This is a genomic window from Pseudomonas sp. 1176_21, assembly GCF_052850635.1.
The window spans coordinates 154383-172620 of sequence record NZ_VXCV01000011.1; the positions used below are offsets into that span (position 1 = coordinate 154383).

General features: G+C 67.8%; 16 protein-coding genes. 4 read left to right on the top strand and 12 right to left on the bottom strand.

Annotation, left to right across the window (positions count from 1 at the left end; all coding sequences use genetic code 11):
• Positions 1-11 precede the first annotated feature (11 nt).
• Positions 12-290, bottom strand: coding sequence for a YceK/YidQ family lipoprotein (locus tag FW760_RS22055; RefSeq protein ID WP_116054465.1), 279 nt, complete (start codon positions 288-290; stop codon positions 12-14).
• 173 nt (positions 291-463) lie between these two features.
• Between FW760_RS22055 and FW760_RS22060 the strand changes: the two genes are divergently transcribed.
• On the top strand, positions 464-814 hold the full coding sequence (locus tag FW760_RS22060) for a hypothetical protein (RefSeq protein WP_043862958.1): 351 nt from the start codon (positions 464-466) through the stop codon (positions 812-814).
• Here the strand turns inward: FW760_RS22060 and FW760_RS22065 are convergent.
• The 11 genes from FW760_RS22065 to FW760_RS22115 all read right to left on the bottom strand — a co-directional run bounded on the left by FW760_RS22065 (position 811) and on the right by FW760_RS22115 (position 15784).
• On the bottom strand, positions 811-1062 hold the full coding sequence (locus FW760_RS22065) for a hypothetical protein (protein WP_043862957.1): 252 nt from the start codon (positions 1060-1062) through the stop codon (positions 811-813). The genes FW760_RS22060 and FW760_RS22065 overlap by 4 nt on opposite strands.
• Before the next feature lie 30 nt (positions 1063-1092).
• Complete coding sequence (locus tag FW760_RS22070; RefSeq protein WP_147303881.1) at positions 1093-1275, bottom strand: hypothetical protein; 183 nt, start codon at positions 1273-1275, stop codon at positions 1093-1095.
• Between the two features lie 59 nt (positions 1276-1334).
• Positions 1335-2420, bottom strand: a complete 1086-nt coding sequence (locus FW760_RS22075) for a helix-turn-helix domain-containing protein (protein WP_043862955.1) — start codon at positions 2418-2420, stop codon at positions 1335-1337.
• Positions 2421-2538: 118 nt separating this feature from the next.
• Positions 2539-3597 carry an autotransporter outer membrane beta-barrel domain-containing protein gene (locus FW760_RS22080; RefSeq protein ID WP_043862954.1) on the bottom strand — a complete coding sequence of 353 codons (1059 nt, stop codon included), beginning with the start codon at positions 3595-3597 and terminating at the stop codon, positions 2539-2541.
• A 318-nt stretch (positions 3598-3915) separates the two neighbouring features.
• Positions 3916-6081 (bottom strand): glycogen debranching protein GlgX, encoded by a 2166-nt coding sequence (gene glgX, locus FW760_RS22085; protein ID WP_043862953.1) that lies wholly within the window; start codon positions 6079-6081, stop codon positions 3916-3918.
• Between the two features lie 102 nt (positions 6082-6183).
• Complete coding sequence (locus tag FW760_RS22090) at positions 6184-6486, bottom strand: DUF2934 domain-containing protein (RefSeq protein ID WP_043862952.1); 303 nt, start codon at positions 6484-6486, stop codon at positions 6184-6186.
• The gene (locus FW760_RS22095; protein ID WP_446443961.1) at positions 6483-9287 is read right to left on the bottom strand and encodes a malto-oligosyltrehalose synthase; all 2805 of its coding nucleotides are present in this window, start codon (positions 9285-9287) and stop codon (positions 6483-6485) included. The genes FW760_RS22090 and FW760_RS22095 overlap by 4 nt, the downstream gene beginning before the upstream one ends.
• Positions 9284-11356: a 4-alpha-glucanotransferase gene (malQ, locus tag FW760_RS22100; protein WP_054915393.1), complete on the bottom strand. Its 2073-nt coding sequence runs from the start codon at positions 11354-11356 to the stop codon at positions 9284-9286. Before malQ ends, FW760_RS22095 begins: the two co-directional genes overlap by 4 nt.
• Positions 11349-13121, bottom strand: coding sequence for a malto-oligosyltrehalose trehalohydrolase (gene treZ / locus FW760_RS22105; protein ID WP_446443962.1), 1773 nt, complete (start codon positions 13119-13121; stop codon positions 11349-11351). The genes malQ and treZ overlap by 8 nt, the downstream gene beginning before the upstream one ends.
• Before the next feature lie 13 nt (positions 13122-13134).
• Positions 13135-14697, bottom strand: coding sequence for a glycogen synthase GlgA (gene glgA / locus FW760_RS22110; protein WP_058541106.1), 1563 nt, complete (start codon positions 14695-14697; stop codon positions 13135-13137).
• 430 nt (positions 14698-15127) lie between these two features.
• Positions 15128-15784 carry an HAD-IA family hydrolase gene (locus tag FW760_RS22115; RefSeq protein WP_116054453.1) on the bottom strand — a complete coding sequence of 219 codons (657 nt, stop codon included), beginning with the start codon at positions 15782-15784 and terminating at the stop codon, positions 15128-15130.
• Between the two features lie 91 nt (positions 15785-15875).
• Between FW760_RS22115 and lexA the strand changes: the two genes are divergently transcribed.
• The 3 genes from lexA to FW760_RS22130 form a co-directional block, all read left to right on the top strand.
• Positions 15876-16493, top strand: a complete 618-nt coding sequence (lexA, locus tag FW760_RS22120) for a transcriptional repressor LexA (RefSeq protein ID WP_043862946.1) — start codon at positions 15876-15878, stop codon at positions 16491-16493.
• The gene (imuA, locus tag FW760_RS22125; RefSeq protein WP_043862945.1) at positions 16493-17110 is read left to right on the top strand and encodes a translesion DNA synthesis-associated protein ImuA; all 618 of its coding nucleotides are present in this window, start codon (positions 16493-16495) and stop codon (positions 17108-17110) included. The genes lexA and imuA overlap by 1 nt, the downstream gene beginning before the upstream one ends.
• A 6-nt stretch (positions 17111-17116) precedes the next feature.
• The coding region (locus tag FW760_RS22130) for a Y-family DNA polymerase (RefSeq protein WP_446443963.1) at positions 17117-18238 on the top strand (1122 nt) is incomplete at its 3' end.

Consider the following 18238-nt stretch of genomic DNA (forward strand, 5'->3'; position numbering starts at 1 on the left):
TTGTTTGGCACTCAGCGCGAGAGGTCGGCGGGGATCATCGCGGTATCGATCACGATATCCACGGGCGCGGTGACGATAAACGCCAGCGGGCACACGATCAGCGGCCAGCAGAACTGCGCCGAGGTGGCGCTGAACAGGAACGAGAAGTTGTTGCGCACGCCCCGGTACATGCCTGGGGATGCACATTCGGCGCAGTACCCACCGCGCATCATGGTGCCGCAGCTGGTGAGGGCGAGGGTGGAGACGATGAGGGCGAGCGAGAGGATTCGGATGGTGCTGTTCCTTGGCACAGGGGGGGAGGGTCCGTTTTTCTGCGCGGCATTCTCTCACCGGGGGCCGGGGCAATGCTACAGTCGCTCCTTTTTCAATCAGCAGGCCAGGACTCTTCGCTGGCAAGGCCAGCTTCTGCAGGGCCAGCGAAGAGCCCGGTGCTGCCGACACACAACCAACGGGAGAGACAACCATGCGCGCAGCAATGCTATTGGGTACGGCACTGGTGCTGGCCGGATGCGCCTCGTCGACGATGAACCAGGCTCGCCTGGGCGCACCGCACAAGACCTTCACCTCGGCCAAGGCCGAGCCGCTGGTGGCCGAGTGCATCCAGTTCGGTTGGCAGGACGAAGCCGTCTTCGGCGTGGATGCCAGCGGCTACCTCGACGCCGGCCCCAACGGTGGGGCCACGGTGTCGACACGCGATGCCGAATACTTCGCCGATGTGCGCGCCGAAGCCGGCGGCACGGTGGTCAAGTTCTACACCCTCAAGGACGATGCATTGGCCCAGCGGCGCATGGCGGCGTTGGCCACCTGCCTCTAGCCACGCCCCTCGAAACGCCCGGTGATGCGCTCGCGCCAGCTCAGCGGGCGCGCAACGTGTTCATGCGCGCCGATCTCAACCAGGGTGAAGGCGCAGCGCACGATATCGCTCACTTCCTGATCGGCCAACCGTGCGCAGGCTTCGCGGTGCGCCTGTGCCTGATCGCGACCTGCCAGGCTGTGCACCTCGAAGCCAAGGTTGCGTTTGGTGATATGCCAGTGGTGAAACACAGCGACAAAGCGGCTCATGTGCGCCCCGCAGTCAGATCAGGGATGGGGTCATGCATGCAGCTTGCCCGTGATGCGCTCCAGCCAGCTCAGGCGCCGGGGCGCCTGGGCAGTGCTGGCAATCTCGATCACGGTGAAGTCGCAGGTCTGATCGTCCTGGTAGCCCTGTTCATTGCGTATGTCGCCCGCTTCAAGGTGCGCATCGGCATGATTGTCGCTGTGTAGCGCGTGCACCTTGAAGCCCCTGTCCACGGCATGCCGGCTTCGCAAGTGAAACACCCCCACGAAGCGGCTCATGCCTGCGAAGCCCCGCGCTGTGCTTCAAGCGCCTCGATACGTGCCTGCAGGCGTTCGCGTTCCTGGCGTTCGGCGCCGATGTCCTCGAACACGCTGATCAGATGCTGCGGCTGGCCGTCCTGGCGGCGCTGCAGGGCGGTACGTGCACGTACCCAGATGTAGTGGCCCTGCTTGTGGCGCACGCGCTTTTCCACTTCGTAGCGCTCGATCTCGCCGGCCAGCAGGCGCTGCAGCAACTGCAGGTTGGCGGCGAGGTCGTCGGGGTGGGTCAGTTGCTGGAAGGTCATGCCGTACAGCGTTTCGGCGCTGTAGCCCAGCAGCTCGCAGAAGCTGCCGTTGACCCGCTGCCAGGTGCCGTCCGGGTCGATGTAGGCCAGCGCGCCCCAGGCCAGTTCGAAGATGGCGCGAAAACGTTCCTCGCTGTTGCGTAGTTGCTCTTCGGCGACCTTGCGCTCGGTGTTGTCCATGCTGATGCCGACCATTTTCACCGCGCGCCCGGCGCTGTCGCGCACCACCGTGGCGCGGGAGGCGATCCAGCGCATCTCGCCGTCGGGGCGATAGATGCGAAAGTCGCACTCGCAGCCTTCGCCTTCGAGCAGGGTCTTGCTGTACAGCGCCTGCAGCATCTCGACGTCTTCGGGGGGCAGGTGCACCCAGAAGTCTTCGTTGCGGATCACCTGCCAGCCGTACACGGCCTCGACGTTGGGCGAGTAGGTGAGTTCGTCGCTGATCAGGTTCCATTCCCAGGTCACGATGCGGGCGCCTTCCTGGGCCAGCTTCATGCGGGTTTCGCTCTCCATGATCTCGGCGGTGTAGCGCCGGCGCAGGTCGGTCATCGGCAGCTCCACCACCTGGGTCTGCTGCACGTCCTGCAGGGCTTCTTCGCCGTAGCGCAGCCAGATCCAGTTGACCTTGAGAAAGTCGGCCAGCTTGCGCAGGTTGGCATAGTCGATCTCGCCGCCGCGGGTCCATTTGTGCACGGCGGTGCGCGAGATCCCCAGGGCCGTGCCTACCGCCTGCAGCGTCAGCTTGTGGTGTTCGAGCAGTTCCTTGAGGCGAAAGGCGAAGCTGTTTTCGGTCATGCGCTGGGGTGTCCTTGGCGAGGGCATGGCCGGCCAGTATACATAAGCTGTCAACCTCAGGTTGACGGGGGTATGCGTGTCGCATCGCGGGCCTGACCCGCGATGCATTCAGCGCCGCTCACCAGCGCACACGCACCCCCAGGTTGCCGATCAACCCGTTCAAGTCGTTGTCGTCCACGTCGCTGCTGTAATCGGCACTGACAAACAGCGCCACCTTGGGCGTCACCCGTGCCACCAGGCCCAGGCCCACCTCCACGGTGGTGGCGTTGCGTCCGCTGCTGATCTTGTCGACCTTGTCCAGGCTCACCGTGTCGGCGTTCGAGAAGTCGTACCACACGTTGGTGCGCACATAGGGTTCGATGGGCATGCCGCGCACCTCGTAGCGGGCCGACAGCTTCGCCCCCACCCGACCGGTCCAGCTCGGCTGGCTGTCATAGGCCTGCAGGGTCTGGGCCTGGGCGTCGTTGCCGGGGTAGTACTGCTGGTTGATCAACTGCGCCTGGGGCTCGATCACCCAGTGCTTGCCCAGGCCGATGGGGAAGCCGCCCTCCACCGAGAAGGTCAGCGCGTGCCCGTTGCCATCGAGACGTTCGCCGTCGCTGCCGCGCCCGCTGGCGTCGAAACGGGTGCCCATGGCCACCGCATCCACATGCCAGCCCTGGTCATGCTGCAGGCTCCAGTACATGCCCAGGCTTTGCCCTTCCAGGCGCACGGCGTTCTGCTTGTCGCCCAGCTGTGGCCGGCGATTGTCCAGGCCGCCCTGCAGGTTGCTGTGGCCCATGAAGATCCCGGCGCGGTGGGTGTTGCCGCCGGCGGTTTCCCGCACGAACAGGTCGGGGGCGATCTGCAGGTTCTGGTTGGGGGCATCCAGGCGTTGCGGGGCGGTCCTGACCGGGGTGGGAAAGAACTGCGCCCACTGGCTGGCAATGCCTTCGTCGCCGAACACCGCCGTGCGCTCTGCCAGGCGTTCGGAAAACGCCCCCAGCGTGCCCAGGCTCAGCCCCGACACGCTGGCCGGGACCAGCGACGGCAGTGCCAGGCCGTGTGCCGGGTTGAACATCGGGTCGTCGTCTTCCAGCCCCGCCGCCAGGCTTTCCAGCGGGGTTGCCAGCAGCAGCGACGTCGACAGTGCGTAGAAAACATACTCGAGCCCCGAAGGGCAGGGTGCGCTTTTCATGGCCGATCTCCTCTGTGTGTTACAGCCAAAGGTCTGGCCTGATGTCACGGGCTGTAAGGCAGGAACAGAGAGCGACCCAAACCAGCAAACCTGCCCCATGGCGCGCGCAAAGCCGCGTGCCAGAGGCCCGGAATGAAGTTGAACACGGTGGTTCTAGGTGTAGCTAAGGAGAGTCGCAGGCAGGCGTCAAGATAGTGTGATTATTTTGTGATGGCTGTGTTGGAGGGGGTAAGCGGTTGAAAAATAGCGGTTACTGAATGGGCATAGCCGCGTTGCGAATGACAACGCGGCTGGCTATTTCGAATGATTGCTAAAGCGTCAGGCGTCCTCGTCCCGTTGCAGTTCCAACAGCAGCAACGAGCGTCCGGTGACGTTGAACACGCTGCCGAATTCCAGGCGCTGGGCCTTGCGCAACTGCGGCCGGTCGGTGTCGATCAGGCAGTTCCAGTACTCGCCCTCGGGTACGTCGGGCAGGGTGAAGTCAACGCCGTCGTGGTGCGCGTTGACGATCAGCAGCAAGGTGGCGTCTGCCCCCGGGCGCAGGATGCCGCTGACCTGCGCGCGCCCGTCCATGAGCATGCCCAGGCAACGCCCTTGCGGGTCTTCCCACTGCTCCACGCTCATCTCGCTGGCGTCCGGCGCCAGCCAGGTCACGTCCTTGACCCCGATCGCCTCGTTGTAGTCGCCCACCAGGAAGCGGCTGCGGCGCAGGATCGGGTAGGCCAGGCGCAGCTTGGTCAGGCGCTTGACGAACTTGAGCAGGGCGCTGCCTTGCTCGTCCAGGTCCCAGTTGATCCAGCCGATCTCGCTGTCCTGGCAGTAGGCGTTGTTGTTGCCGTGCTGGGTGCGGCTGAACTCGTCGCCGGCCACGATCATCGGCGTGCCCTGGGCCAGCAGCAGGGTGGCGAAGAAGTTGCGCATCTGGCGCTGGCGCAGGCTGTTGATCTCGGGGTCGTCGGTGGGCCCCTCGACCCCATGGTTCCAGGAGATGTTGTTGTTGCTGCCGTCCTGGTTGTTCTCGTCGTTGTCCTCGTTGTGCTTGTCGTTGTACGACACCAGGTCGCGCAGGGTGAAGCCGTCGTGGGCGGTGATGAAGTTGACCGAGGCATAGGGGCGCCGGCCGCGGCGGTTGAACAACTCGCCGGAGGCGGTCATGCGCGCGGCAAAGTCGGCCAGCTGGCCTTCGTCGCCTTTCCAGAAGGCGCGCACGGTGTCGCGAAAGCGGTCGTTCCATTCGGCCCAGCCCGGCGCGAAGTTGCCCACCTGGTAGCCACCGGGGCCGCAGTCCCAGGGTTCGGCAATCAGCTTGACCTGGCTCAGCAGCGGGTCCTGGCGACAGGCCACCAGAAAGCTGTGCCGCTCGTCGAAGCCTTCGTGGTAGCGGCCCAGGATGGTCGCCAGGTCGAAGCGAAAGCCATCAACGTGCATCTCGCCTGCCCAGTAGCGCAGCGAGTCGGTGACCAGTTGCAGTACGCAGGGGTGGCTCAGGTCCAGGGTGTTGCCGGTGCCCGAGTCGTTGATGTAGTAGCGCTTGTCGTCGGGCATCAGGCGGTAGTACGAGGCGTTGTCGATACCGCGCATCGACAGCGTGGGGCCCTGCTCGTTGCCTTCGGCGGTGTGGTTGTAGACCACGTCCAGAATCACCTCCAGGCCGGCGTCGTGCAGGTGCGCGACCATCTCCTTGAACTCGGCGATCTTGCCGTTGGCCAGGTAGCGCGGGTGGGGCGCGAAGAAGGCGATGCTGTTGTAGCCCCAGTAGTTGTTCAGGCCCTTTTGCAGCAGGTGCTGGTCGTTGACGAAGGCGTGGATCGGCAGCAGCTCGATGGAGCTGACGCCCAGGCCCTTGATGTGCCCCAGCAGCTCGTCGTTCATCAGCCCGGCGAAGGTACCGCGCGCCGCTTCCGGCACCGCCGGGTGACGCATGCTGATGCCGCGCACGTGCGCTTCGTAGAACACGGTACGGTCCCACGGCACGCCCACCCGCTGGTCGCGGCCCCAGGTGTAGGCCGGGTCGATGACCTTGCACTTGGGCACGAACGGCGCACTGTCGCGCTCGTCGAAACTGAGGTCGCCATCGGGGTGGCCGATGGTGTAGCCGAACAACGCCTCGGACCAGCGCAGCTCGCCGACCAGCTGCTTGGCATACGGGTCGATCAGCAGCTTGTTGGGGTTGAAACGGTGCCCGTTCTGCGGCTCGTAGGGGCCGTACACGCGGTAACCGTAGATCTGCCCCGGGTGCGCGTCGGGCAGGTAGCCGTGGTAGATCTCGTCGGTGTACTCGGGCAGTTCGATGCGCTCGAGCTCATGTTCGCCGCTGGCGTCGAACAGGCACAGTTCGACCTTGGTGGCGTTGGCCGAGAACAGTGCGAAGTTCACACCCAGGCCGTCCCAGGTGGCGCCCAGGGGGAAGGGCAGGCCCTCGCGGATGCGCGAAGGTTCAATGGCGTCGGGCTGGGTGTTGTGTTTGGACTTGGGCTGGGTCATGGCAATCCTTGTAGCGATCCTTGGGGGGCGAAAGGCGACGCACTGGGCGCCGGGGCAGCGTTGCGCTGCCCCGGGGCGGTAGTGACGCAAGGTACGGCGGCGTCAGGGCGTGGCGGGCTTCTTCGCGGTACGCGGCTTCTTTGCCGGGTCGGGCTTGGCCGCAGGGGCCGGTGGCTTGGCCTTGGACGCGGCGGCGCCGGGCTTTGGCTTGGCGCCAGGGGCTACCGGCGGTGCGCCTGGCGGGGTGGTACGGGGCTTGCGCGGGGCGGCCTTGGGCGCAATGGCCTCGGCTTCGGCCAACTTGCGCGCCATCTCCCAGTGGCGCTCCTCCTGGCCTTCGGGTTTACCTTCCGACTCCCAGATCTGGTAGGCGAATTCGCGGATACGTTTTTCCTCAGCACTCATCTCGACGCTCCTGATGACTCAGTCTGTTCTATGAAGAGATTGACGGGGAAGGCTTTGAGCGCAGTGCTCAGCCACAGCTCGTTAGAGGGTGTGACTGCGCCCTGGGCGAAAAGTCCCGTGCAATTGGCAGCGCACAAGGCGAACGGTAAAAGCACACGGGTATCGTCCCAGTTCTGTGCCGGGATCAAGGGTTGCGTGGCGTTGCCCAGCAGGCCCGAGGCCAGCCGCGGCACCACCACCACCGCGCGTTGCGCCTCGCCGATACGGGCAAAGGCGAGCACCCGCTCGGCGTGTTTGCCGCGTACCTCCAGGGGGTGGTAGCGGCCGTGGCGAAACAGCTCTGGGTAGGCCCGGCGCTGCTCCAGCACCTGGGCGATCAGGGCCTGCTTGACCCGCCCGTCCTGCCAGTGCCCGAGCAGTTCGGCGGGGGGCAGGCTGTCGTCCAGGGCCTGGCGGCGCGCGGCGTAGTCCACCGCGCGGCGGTTGTCCGGGTCGACCAGGCTCAGGTCCCAGCATTCGTTGCCCTGGTACAGGTCGGGCACCCCCGGCACGGTCATGCGCAGCAGGCTCTGCACAAGGCTGTTGAGCGCGCCCGGGCAGGCCAGGGCCTGCGCCGCCTCGGCCACCGACTGGCGCAGCTGCTGGCATTGCGGCTCCAGCAGCAGGGCGTCGATGAAGCGTGCGCAGGCCTGCTCGTAGGCCTCGTTGGGGGCGCTCCAGCTGCTGCGCAGCTTGGCCTCGCGCAGGGCTTTGCGCTGCCATTGGCGCAGGCGTTCGGCGTAGCCGCGCAAGGCCTGGGTGTCATCGCAGCGCAGCGTCATCGGCCAACTGCCGAGCAGGGTCTGGTACAGCAGCAGTTCATCGCCGGCACTCGGTGCCACGCCATCGGCCAGTTGTGTGCGCAGGGGCGAGGCCAGTTCACGCCACAGCTCCACGCGCTGGCAGAACCAGTGGCTGCGTTCGCTGATCACCGCCAGGCGTGCGCGGCAATCTTCGCCACGCTTGTGGTCATGGGTGGCGGTGGCCAGCAGGTTGTCGGGGAAGTGCGCCAGGCGTTGCTGGCAACTGGCATGGAAGGCCTCGGCCGGTGCGCTGAAGCGCTCGGCGTCGAAGCCCACGTCGTTGCGCGACAACAGCACCGCCGAGCGATAGAAGGCGGTGTCTTCGACGGCCTTGGCAGCGGTGGGCGAGGTCAGCTGCTGGAAGCGCACGCAGGCGTGGCGCAACTGCTTGCGCGCCCGCCCCGGGCCCAGCTCGCGCCAGGGCTGGCCGCCCAGCCAGCGCTGCAGGTAGTCCAGCAGCGGCCAGTCGGCTTCGCCCAGGCTCGAACGCGCATCGGCCAGGGCCTGCTGGAAGAACCCCTCGTCCATCGCCGGGCGCCCGCAGGCATTGATGTAGGTGCGGTACACCGGGTAGTGCTCCACCAGCGCCTGCAACGCGCGGCGGATGGCGCCCAGGGTCAGGTCGCGGCTCATGATGTCGTTGCGCGCCACCTGCAGCAGGGCCTGGGCCACCGATTCGAAGTCGCCGGCCAGGCTGGCATTGAGCACCAGCTGGCGGGCCAGGCGCAGTTCCTCGACGAACGCCGGGCGCTCGCTCAGGTCGTGCCACAGCGCGGTCAGTTCGGCTTCGCCCTGCGGGTCATGCTGCAGCAGCGAGACCTGGTTCATGAATTCGTAGCCGGTGCTGCCGTCCACCCGCCAGTCGTCGTGCAGGCGCTCGCCGGGGCCGAGGATCTTCTCCACGTAGATCGGAAAGTGCTCGAGCGCAGCGCTCAGCGGCCGGCGTGAGAGCAGGCCGTCGACGCGTCGGCGCAGCTTGCGGCAGTAACCGCGCGGGTCGGCCAGGCCATCGATGTGGTCGATGCGTAGGCCGTCGACCAGGCCGCGCTCGATCAGCTCGAACACCTTGGCATGGGTGGCCTCGAACACCGCCGGGCGCTCCACGCGCAGGCCGCCCAGCTCGTTGACGTCGAAAAAGCGCCGCCAGTTGATGTCGTCACCGGCGGTGCGCCAGCTGGCCAGGCGGTAGTGCTGCTGTTCGAGCAGTTGATGCAGGTGCTCGAAACCGCTGGGGGTGCGCCCGTCGAAGGCGGCCAGTACCTGGTCGATGGCCTGGCCGATGCGCGGCTCGCGGGCCAGTTCGGCCAGGGCCTGGTGCACCGCCTCGACGTTGGCCGGGGCGTGGCGCTGGCCCTCGAAGGCGGCAAAGCGTGCCCCCAGTTCGCTTAGCTCGGGGTGGCCGCTGACGCACAGGATGCGCGCATAGTCCGGCGGGCTGATCGGGAAGCGGTGCTCGTGGTGCTCGATGTGAAAGCGCCCGTGGCGGGCGTCGAAACGCAGCGGGATTTCCCCGGCCTGCAGCACCGCGCCATAGTCGCTGGCCAGGAACGGCAACAGCAACTGGCCTTTGAGCAACGGGTCGGGCGAATGCCACTGGATGTCGAAGAACTCGGCGTAGGGGCTGCGCCGGCCCCAGGCCAGCAGGTCCTGCCACCAGGGGTTGTGTGCGCCGCCCACGGCCATGTGGTTGGACACGATGTCCAGGATCAGGCCCATGCCGTGCTGGCGCAGCGCGGCCACCAGGCGTTCCAGCGCCGCCTCGCCACCCAGTTCGGGGCTCACCCGGGTCGGGTCGACCACGTCGTAGCCGTGGCGCGAACCGGGCCGCGCCTGCAACAGGGGCGAGGCGTACAGGTGGCTGATGCCCAGCCGGGCGAAGTAGGGCACCAGCGGCACCGCATCGTCGAGGCTGAAGTCGGCATGAAATTGCAGGCGCAGTGTGGCGGTGAGGCTGTTCATCGGTCACGCTCGAAGGCTTGTTCACGGGCCTGGGCCAGCAGCTCGAGGCGTCGCGCCGCATCGCTGTCGTCCAGCAGCTGTGCGGCGGGCAACGCGAAGCGGCGGCGCCAGTTGGGGTGGGTGTCGACGGTGCCGGGCAGGTTGGGTTGTTCGTCCACGCCCAGCAGGTCTTCCAGCGGTACCAGCACCAGCGGCGCGCGGGTATGCCCGAGCAGGCGCAGGCTGGCGTCGATCAGGGTGTCGGCTTCGCTGCTGGTGTCGCCGTAGCTGCTGTGCAGCAGGCGACGCAGGCCCTGGATTTCATGCTGGCGGCTGTCGCGCCAGTCGCGCTCGGTGATCGCGTCGATCGCCCCCAGGCGCTGGCCCCAGTCGATGTCGCGGGCCTGCAGCCAGCCTGCCAGCGGGGGCAGGTCGTGGGTGCTGGTGGTGGCCAGGGCGTTGTCGGGCCAGTCGAGGATGGGGGTGAACTGCCCGGGCGGGTCCTGCTCGAACAGCAGCACACGCATGCCCAGGATCGCGCGGGCCGCGAGCTTTTCGCGCAGGCCTTCGGGCACCGTGCCCAGGTCTTCGCCGAGCACGATTGCCTTGTGGCGCACCGACTCCAGGGCCAGCAGGCGCAGCAGGTCGTCCAGTGGGTAGTGCAGGTAGGCGCCTTCGCTGGGGGCGGCGCCCTGGGGGATCAGCCACAGGCGCTGCAGGCCCATCACATGGTCGATGCGCAGGCCCCCGGCGTGGGCGAAGTTGGCCCGCAGCATCTCGATGAAGGCGCGGTAGCCGTTGCGGCGCAGGCCCTCGGGGGAGAACGCGCAGATGCCCCAGCTTTGCCCTGATCGGTTGAGGATGTCGGGCGGGGCGCCGACGTGCAGCTCGGCCAGCAGCTCGTCCTGGCGGCTCCAGGCCTGGCTGCCGGTACCGTCGGCCCCCACTGCCAGGTCGGCGATCAGGCCCACCGCCATGCCGCTGCCGCGCGCCGCTTCCTGGGCACGTTCCAGGCTGCGCGCGATCAGCCACTGGCAGAAGGCATAGAAGCCGATCTGCTCGACGTGGTCGGCGGCAAACGCGGCAATCTCGGCGCTGCGCGGGTCGAGCCAGGCGGCCGGCCACTGGCGCCAGTCCTGGCTTTCGCCGCGTTCGGCGGCGGCATCGAGCAGCGCTTCGAAGCGGCAGTGGTCTTCCAGCGCCTGGCCGCCGGCGTGGCGAAAGCTGTCGAAGTCGGCGCGCTGCGGTTGCTCGCCCTTGATAAAGCCCTGGTACAGCGCCTGCAATATCTGCTGGCGTGCCCCGGCCGCCCGTGGCCAGTCGATCAACGGCAGGCCTTCGAGCTGTTCGAGCTGGGCCTCAAGGCCCAGGGCCTGGACCGTGATACGCACCGTGCGCTCGTCGATCACTGCCTGGGGGCTGGCATACAGGCTGTTCAGAAACAGCCGGCTGGATGGCGAATAGGGGCTGTAGCTGGGGTGGTTGCGGGTGAACATGGCGTGCACCGGGCTGATGGCCAGGGCCGTGGCGCCACGCTCGGCGGCGCTGCGTGCCAGGCCCTCCAGTGCCAGGCAGTCGCCCAGCCCGCCGTCGCCCGGGCGGCGCAGGCTGTACAGCTGGGCACTCAGGCCCCAGCACCGTGGGTGCGGGGTGCCCAGCGCATCGGCCAGGCTGTAGCACTGCGCCGGGGCCACGGCTAGGGTGAAGGTGGTGGCGTCGATATGCAGCTGGTGATACCCCAGTGGCAGCCCTGGCGGCAGCAGGGCCTGGGCATCCAGCTGCAGCTGCTGGCGGGTGCCGTCCTCGTGCTGCACCTCGCAGCGGCTGTTGGCCGCGAAGTAGCGCGACAGGTCCAGCGGCTGGTGCTGGTCGACCGTCAGCAGTGGCGGCAGGTGACGGGAATCGTGGGCTTTTTCCAGGGCCTTGAGGCTGTTGGCGATGGCGATGTCGTCGGCGGCCGGGTGGCCAAGGGCGGCCAGGATGCGCCGCAGGACCGGTTCGCTGACACGCTGGGCGCGCCCGTTGGCGTCGATCCAGTCCACCGCCAGGCCAGCGCGTTCGGCCAGTTGCAGCAAGGGTAGGTCAGGCATGCACAGGCTCCGTGGGGCAGGAAGGGGTCAGGCTCACCACGCAGCTCAACGGCGGCAGGCAGGGTGGGCCCGGGGGCAGTTCGCAACTTTCGAACAGGTGCCGCTCGCGGGCCGGCAGGTCCAGGGCCAGTGGCTGCTGGCCGAGGTTGAGGTCGATGCGCAGCTCGCTGCCATCGCCCAGTTGCCAGCGGGCGCTCACGCCCTGGCCGTCGACCACCTGGGCGCCCAGGGCGCGGGTGCCCGGCAGGCGCGGGATGATGTGCTGGTGGCGCAGGTACAGCAGGCGACGGTACAGCGCCACCCATTGCTCGCTGTCCTCGCCCCATTGCGGTTGCGAGTCGAGGAAGGTCTGGGCGGCGTTCGGGTCGGGGATGCGCGCCCGTTGCTCGGGGTCGGCGAAGGCCTTGAACCCCTTGAACTCGGCGCGTCGGCCTTCGCGCACGGCGGTGGCAAGGTCGTCGTGGTGATCGGTGAAGAACAGGAAGGGCTGGCGGCACCCCCAGTCATCGCCCATGAACAGCAGCGGGATCATCGGTGCCAGCAACAGCAGCCCGGCGGCGGCGCGCAGGGCCTGGGGCGGGCACAGGCGCTCGAGCCGCTCGCCCAGCGCGCGGTTGCCGATCTGGTCATGGTTCTGCAGAAACAGCACGAAGGCACTGGGCGGCAGGTGGCCGCTGGCTTCGCCACGCGGTTCGCCGTTGCGGTCCGGCTGGCCCTGGAACACGAACCCCTGGCTCAGGCAGCGCGCCAGCTTGTTCAGCGGCGCCTCGCGGTAATCGACGTAGTAGCCTTCCTGCTCGCCGGTCAGCAGCACGTGCAGGGCGTTGTGGCCATCGTCGTTCCACTGGGCGTCGTAGCCCTCCTGAAGCAGGTGCGCCTGGTTGCGCTCGTTCTCGAGGGTGAGCCACACCTGCCGGCCCGGTGCGGTGCTGGCGCGCACGCGGCGGGCCAGCTCATGCAGAAAGTCAGGGTCGTCGATGGCGTGCACCGCATCCAGGCGCAGGCCGTCGAAGCGGTAGTCGTGCAGCCACATCAGGGCGTTCTCGATGAAGAAGTCGCGCACCTGGCGGCGACGAAAATCGATGGCCGCGCCCCAGGGCGTATGCCGGTCTTCGCGAAAGAAACCCTGGGCATAACGGTGCAGGTAATTGCCGTCGGGGCCGAAGTGGTTGTACACCACATCCAGCAGCACCATCAGCCCCAGCGCGTGGGCCTGGTCGATCAGCGCCTTGAGTTGCTGCGCGGTGCCATAGCTCGCTTGCGGGGCGAACGGCAGCACGCCGTCATAGCCCCAGTTGCGCTGGCCGGGAAACTGCCCGATGGGCATCAGCTCGATGGCGGTCACGCCCAGCGCGGCCAGGCGCGGCAGGTGCCTGGCCACGCCGGCGTAACCGCCCAGCAGGCCCACGTGCACTTCATAGATGACTGCCTCGTGCCACGGGCGGCCCTGCCAGTCGGGGTGTTGCCAGGCATACTCGGTGCCCAGCACCTGGCTGGGGCCGTGCACGCCGTCGGGCTGGGCACGGCTGGCCGGGTCGGCGACCGACAGGTCGCCGTCGATACGGTAGCGATAGCGCGTACCGGCCGGGCAGGGCAGGCGCAGCACGAACCAGCCGTCGTCACTGCGCTGCATGGGTTGCGGGGCGGCGTTTTCACATTCCACCTCCACCTGCCGGGCATCGGGCGCCCAGAGGGCGAAGCGGGTGGTGTGGCTGTCCAGCATCACGGCCCCGTGGGTCGCGTGTTCCTGTGACCTGAAGGGCATACGGCAGTTCTCCTCAGCCTGCGTTGAGCGTGGCGCGCGTCACCAGTTCCTCGTACAGGTGGGCATAGGGTTCCACGGCCTGACACCAGTTGAATGGCTGGGTCATGGCCAGGCAGCGCATGGCATTGAGCAGGTGTTTCTTGCCGTATACGTAGAAGGCCCGCGAGAGTGCTTCGCGGTAGCTCTCCACGCTCGATTCGTCGAACAGAAAGCCGGTGACGCCATTCTCGATGGTGTCGGCCAGGCCGCCGGTGTTGCGCGCCACCGGCAGCGAGCCGAAGCGCTGCGCGTACATCTGGCTCAGGCCGCAGGGCTCGTAGCGCGAGGGCATCAGCAGAAAGTCGCTGCCGGCGAACATGCGCCGTGCGTCGGTCTCGTTGAAGCCGATGCGCACCCCCACGCGGCCCGGGAAGCGGCTGGCCAGCTCGCGCATGGCTTGTTCTTCCTCCGGTTCGCCGCGGCCGATGATGGCGATCTGGCCGCCCTGTTCGACGATGTACTCGGCCACCCCCAGGGTCAGGTCCAGGCCCTTCTGGTACACCAGGCGCGAGACCACGGCGAACAGCGGGCCGGTGGAGGGCTCCAGCTCGAACAGTTCGCGCACCTGGCTGCTGTTGGCCGCCTTGCCTTCCCAGTCGTTGATGCTGAAGCGGTGGGTCAGGTGGGTGTCGGTGGCCGAATCCCAGCTTTCGTCGATGCCGTTGGGGATGCCGCTGAGCAGGCCCTGCTGCGCCTTGCTGCCAAGAAAACCGTCGAGCCCGCAGCCGAAGGCCGGGGTGGTGATTTCCCGGGCATAGGTGGCGCTGACCGTGGTGATGTGGCTGGAGTAGGCCAGGCCGGCCTTGAGAAACGACAGCTTGCCGTAGAACTCCATGCCTTCCTGTTGCAGGGCGTGTTCGGGAATCGCCAGTTCCGGGCAGCAGCCGCGGCTGACCACCCCCTGGTAGGCCAGGTTGTGAATGGTGAACAGGGTGGGGGTGTTCAGGCCGCGCCAGTGCATGTAGGCCGGGGCCAGGCCGGCAGGCCAGTCGTGGGCGTGCACCAGATCGGGCTTCCAGTGCACCATCCCCTCGCCCGCGGCGATTTCGGCGGCGGCCAGGCCCAGGCGGGCGAAGCGGATATGGTTGTCGGGCCAGTCACGGCCATTGTTGGCGCCGTAGGGGGTACCTTCGCGCTGGTACAGCTCGGGGCAGATCAGTACATAGATGACCAGGCCGTCGGCCAGGTCCATGCGCCCGATCTTGCACGGGGGCAGTGCGGCATGGCCGCCCAGCTCGCCCACCAGGTGGATCGGGTTGTCGCTTTCGAGTACCTGCGGGTAGCCGGGGATCAGCACGCGTACATCGTGCAGGTGGCGCATGGCGCGGGGCAGGGCGGCGGAGACGTCGCCCAGGCCGCCGGTCTTGACCAGGTCGGCGATTTCCGAGGTCACGAACAGCACCTTGCGCTTGTTCGGGTTGCGCCGGGTATCGAGGGCAGGGGCCTTGGCTGTCGTGACGATCTGGGCAGCACGCACCTGCGCGCTGGTATCCGGGTTGAAATGCTCTGCATGAGGTTCGACAGCGGCGCTGATCATACTTGTCTCCGTCCCTTGTTCTGCGGGCGTATCCCACCCGCTGCATGTCTGTACTGTTGTTCTCGCTATGTCATGTGATGCGGTGAAACGCCCCGGACACACGTGCAAGCGCTACGCCAGCCGGCGCTCCTGCCGATGGCGTGCTGACGAGTGGGGGGTGGGCTGCGCCTGGGTAACCAGAGTCGTTGGCCTACTTAGTTGCTGACCTACCGGGTTTGCAGAAGTTTCGACTATTTTCGATCGAGTTTTCCGGACGGTATCAGGTCGATTGAACAGTGTAGGAGAGGGGCGGGATAAATGTGACCCGTTGGTCATGTTTTGTGAATTGGCCGGCTCAGGGGTGCACCGACAGCGAGCGTGCACCGCTCGAAGGTGACCCCCGATGGTGCGCGTGCCAGCCTGGCTGGCGAAACCGGCGCGGTGGGTGGCTTCAGCCGCTCATCTGCGCAATCAGTTGCCACAGGCGCTCATCGTCGAAGTTCTTCACCACCAGCTGCGCACCGGCCTCCAGCAGCAGCTGTGGCGCCTGGCTGGTCGACAGGCCCACGGTAAGGATCCCCGCGCGGCTCGCTGCCGTCACGCCCGGCACCGAATCCTCGAACGCCAGCGCATGGTCTGCCCTGGCCCCCAGGCGCTCCAGGCCGGTGAGGTAGGGCAGGGGATCGGGCTTGGCCCGTGCCAGTTCCTCGGCCACCAGCACATGCTCGAAGCGCTCGGCCAGGCCCATGGCTACCAGCATGTGCTGCGCATTGGCCCGTGGCGCATTGGTGACCACGGCCATGCCGATGCCGCTGCGCTCGGCATGCGCCAGCAGGCGTTCGAGGCCGGCAGTGGGCTGCAAGGTCGGCGACAGCGCGCGAAAGCGCGCCTCCTTGCGGTCGGCGAATGCCTCATGCTCGGCCACCGGGCGCCCGGGGAACAGGTAGCGGCACATGTCGGCGTTGGCCCGGCCACTGACGTGGGCGTCGAACTCGGCCTCGCTCAGTTCGCGACCCTGCTCACGCAGCAACTGCTGCAGTGCCTGCAAATGCAGGGTATCGGTGTCGGTCAGGGTGCCATCGAGGTCGAACAGCAGGGCTTCAAGCATGGGGCGCGGTTTCCATTGCACGGCGGGCCATCATAACCATTTTGCCGTGGCGATCAGCGGGGCTGGTCAGATAAACCCGAAAAGAGTACAAATGTGCTCCATGAACAGACTATCGCCCAAACGTGCCGCCATCCTGACCTTCATCCGCGACCGCATCGCGCAGCAAGGGCAGCCCCCGAGCCTGGCCGACATCGCCCAGGCCTTCGGTTTTGCCTCGCGCAGCGTGGCGCGCAAGCACATCCAGGCGCTGTGCGAGGCCGGCTTGATCGAGGTCACCCCCAACCAGGCGCGCAGCATCCGCCTGGCCGGTGCGCTGCGCCGCCCCGAGGTGCTGGAGATCCCGGTACTGGGCCAGGTGGCCGCCGGCCGCCCGATCGGGCCCGACGTGGACATCCACGAACAGCTGATGCTCGATGCGCACCTGTTCAGCCGTACCCCCACCTACCTGCTGAAGGTGCGCGGCGACTCGATGATCGACGACGGTATCTTCGACGGCGACCTGGTGGGCATTCACCAGCAGCCCGATGCCCGCGACGGGCAGATCGTGGTGGCCCGGCTCGATGGCGAGGTCACCATCAAGCGCTTCCAGCGCGCAGGCACGCACTACCGCCTGCTGCCGCGCAACCCGGCCTATGCACCGATAGACGTGGGGCCAGAACGCGACTTCGTGATCGAAGGGGTGTTCTGCGGCCTGTTGAGGCGCGACTGATGGGCGCGGTGGTCAGCCTCGACGGGCTGCTCGACGAGCGGCGGGTCTGGAAGGGGCGCCCGCTGGCCCAGCCCCGGGGCCTGCAACCCACCGGGCATGCCGCGCTGGACGCGGTGCTGCCCGGCGGCGGCTGGCCACCGGGTGCGCTCAGCGAACTGCTGCTGGCTGCCGAGGGCGCCGGCGAGCTGCACCTGCTCTGGCCGAGCCTGGCGCGCCTGACTGCCAGCGGCGAACGGGTGGTGCTGGTGGCGCCGCCGTTCATTCCGTACCCGCCCGCCTGGCTGGCAGCCGGTGTCGACCTGCGCTGGCTGTCGCTGATCCAGGCCTCCCGCGTCGAGGCCCTGTGGGCCGCCGAGCAGTGCCTGCGCTCGGGCAGTTGCGGCGCGGTGCTGTGCTGGCCGCAGCAGGTCGACGACCGCGCCTTGCGCCGCCTGCAGGTGGCTGCCGAAACCGGCCAGACCCTGGCCTTTGCCTGCCGCCCGCAGCAGGCGGCACTCAACCCGTCGCCGGCCGCGCTGCGCATTGCCGTCGACCTGCACCCGGCGCAGTGGCGGGTGCTCAAGTGTCGCGGCGGGCTGGCCCCGGCCACCCCTATCGCCATGGCCGGGCGAGGGTGATGGGCGATGCTGTGGGCCTGCATCCTGCTGCCGCAACTGGCACTCGACAGCGTGCTGCGCGGTCGCGACGACCCCCAGGCACCGCTGGTGCTGCTCAGCGGCCCGGCGCAGCGGCGCGTATTGCAGGCGGTCAACCCGGCGGCCCGGGCCCTGGGGCTGCGCGCCGGGCAGAGCCTGAGCACCGCGCAGGCCCTGGCCAGCAGTTTTACCTGCGTCGAGCATGACCCGGCGGCGGTCGAGCAGTTGCAGCAATTGCTGGCCGCCTGGGCCTACCAGTTCAGTTCACAGGTCAGCCTGCATTACCCACGCACCGTGTTGCTCGAAGTCGAATCCAGCCTGGGCCTGTTCGGGCCCTGGCCGCTGTTCGAGGCCCGCCTGCGCAAGGAGCTGGGCGAGCTGGGGCTGCGTCATCGCATCGTGCTGGCCAGCAACCCGGTGGCGGCGCGCATGCTGGCCAACGCCCATGACGGGCTGGCACTGAACGACCCCCAGGCCACCCGCGCTGCCCTTGCGCAGATGCCCGTGGACCGCATCGGCCTGCCGGTGGAGGCCGCCACGGCCTTGTCGCGCATGGGCCTGCGCGACCTTGGGCAGGTGCTGAGGTTGCCGCGCGACACCCTGGCCAGGCGTTTTGCCGCCAGCGTGCAGGTGCACCTGGATCGCCTGCTGGGCCTGCGCCCCATGGCGCTGGCGTGCTACCGGCCGCCGGACCGGTTCGAGGCGCGGCTGGAACTCAACTTCGATGTGGAGTCGCACCAGGCGCTGTTGTTTCCGTTGCGCCGGCTGATTGCCGACCTGGCGGCATTCCTGGCCAGCCGTGACGGCGGCGTGCAGCGTTTTACCCTGCACCTGGAACATGCCCGGGGCGTCGCCACGCCGGTGGTGGTCGGCCTGCTGGCCGCCGAACGCGAGGCGGGCATGCTGTTCGAGCTGGCACGCGGGCGCCTGGAGCAGTTGACCCTGCCCGCACCGGTGCGCAGCGTGCGCCTGGTGGCCGACGACCTGCCGGCGTTCGTGCCGCAACCGGGCGAGCTGTTCAATGCGCGGCCCCAGCAGCAACAGGGCTGGGAGCAGTTGCGCGAGCGTTTGCGTGCACGCCTGGGCGATGAGAGCGTGCGGGCTGTGCAG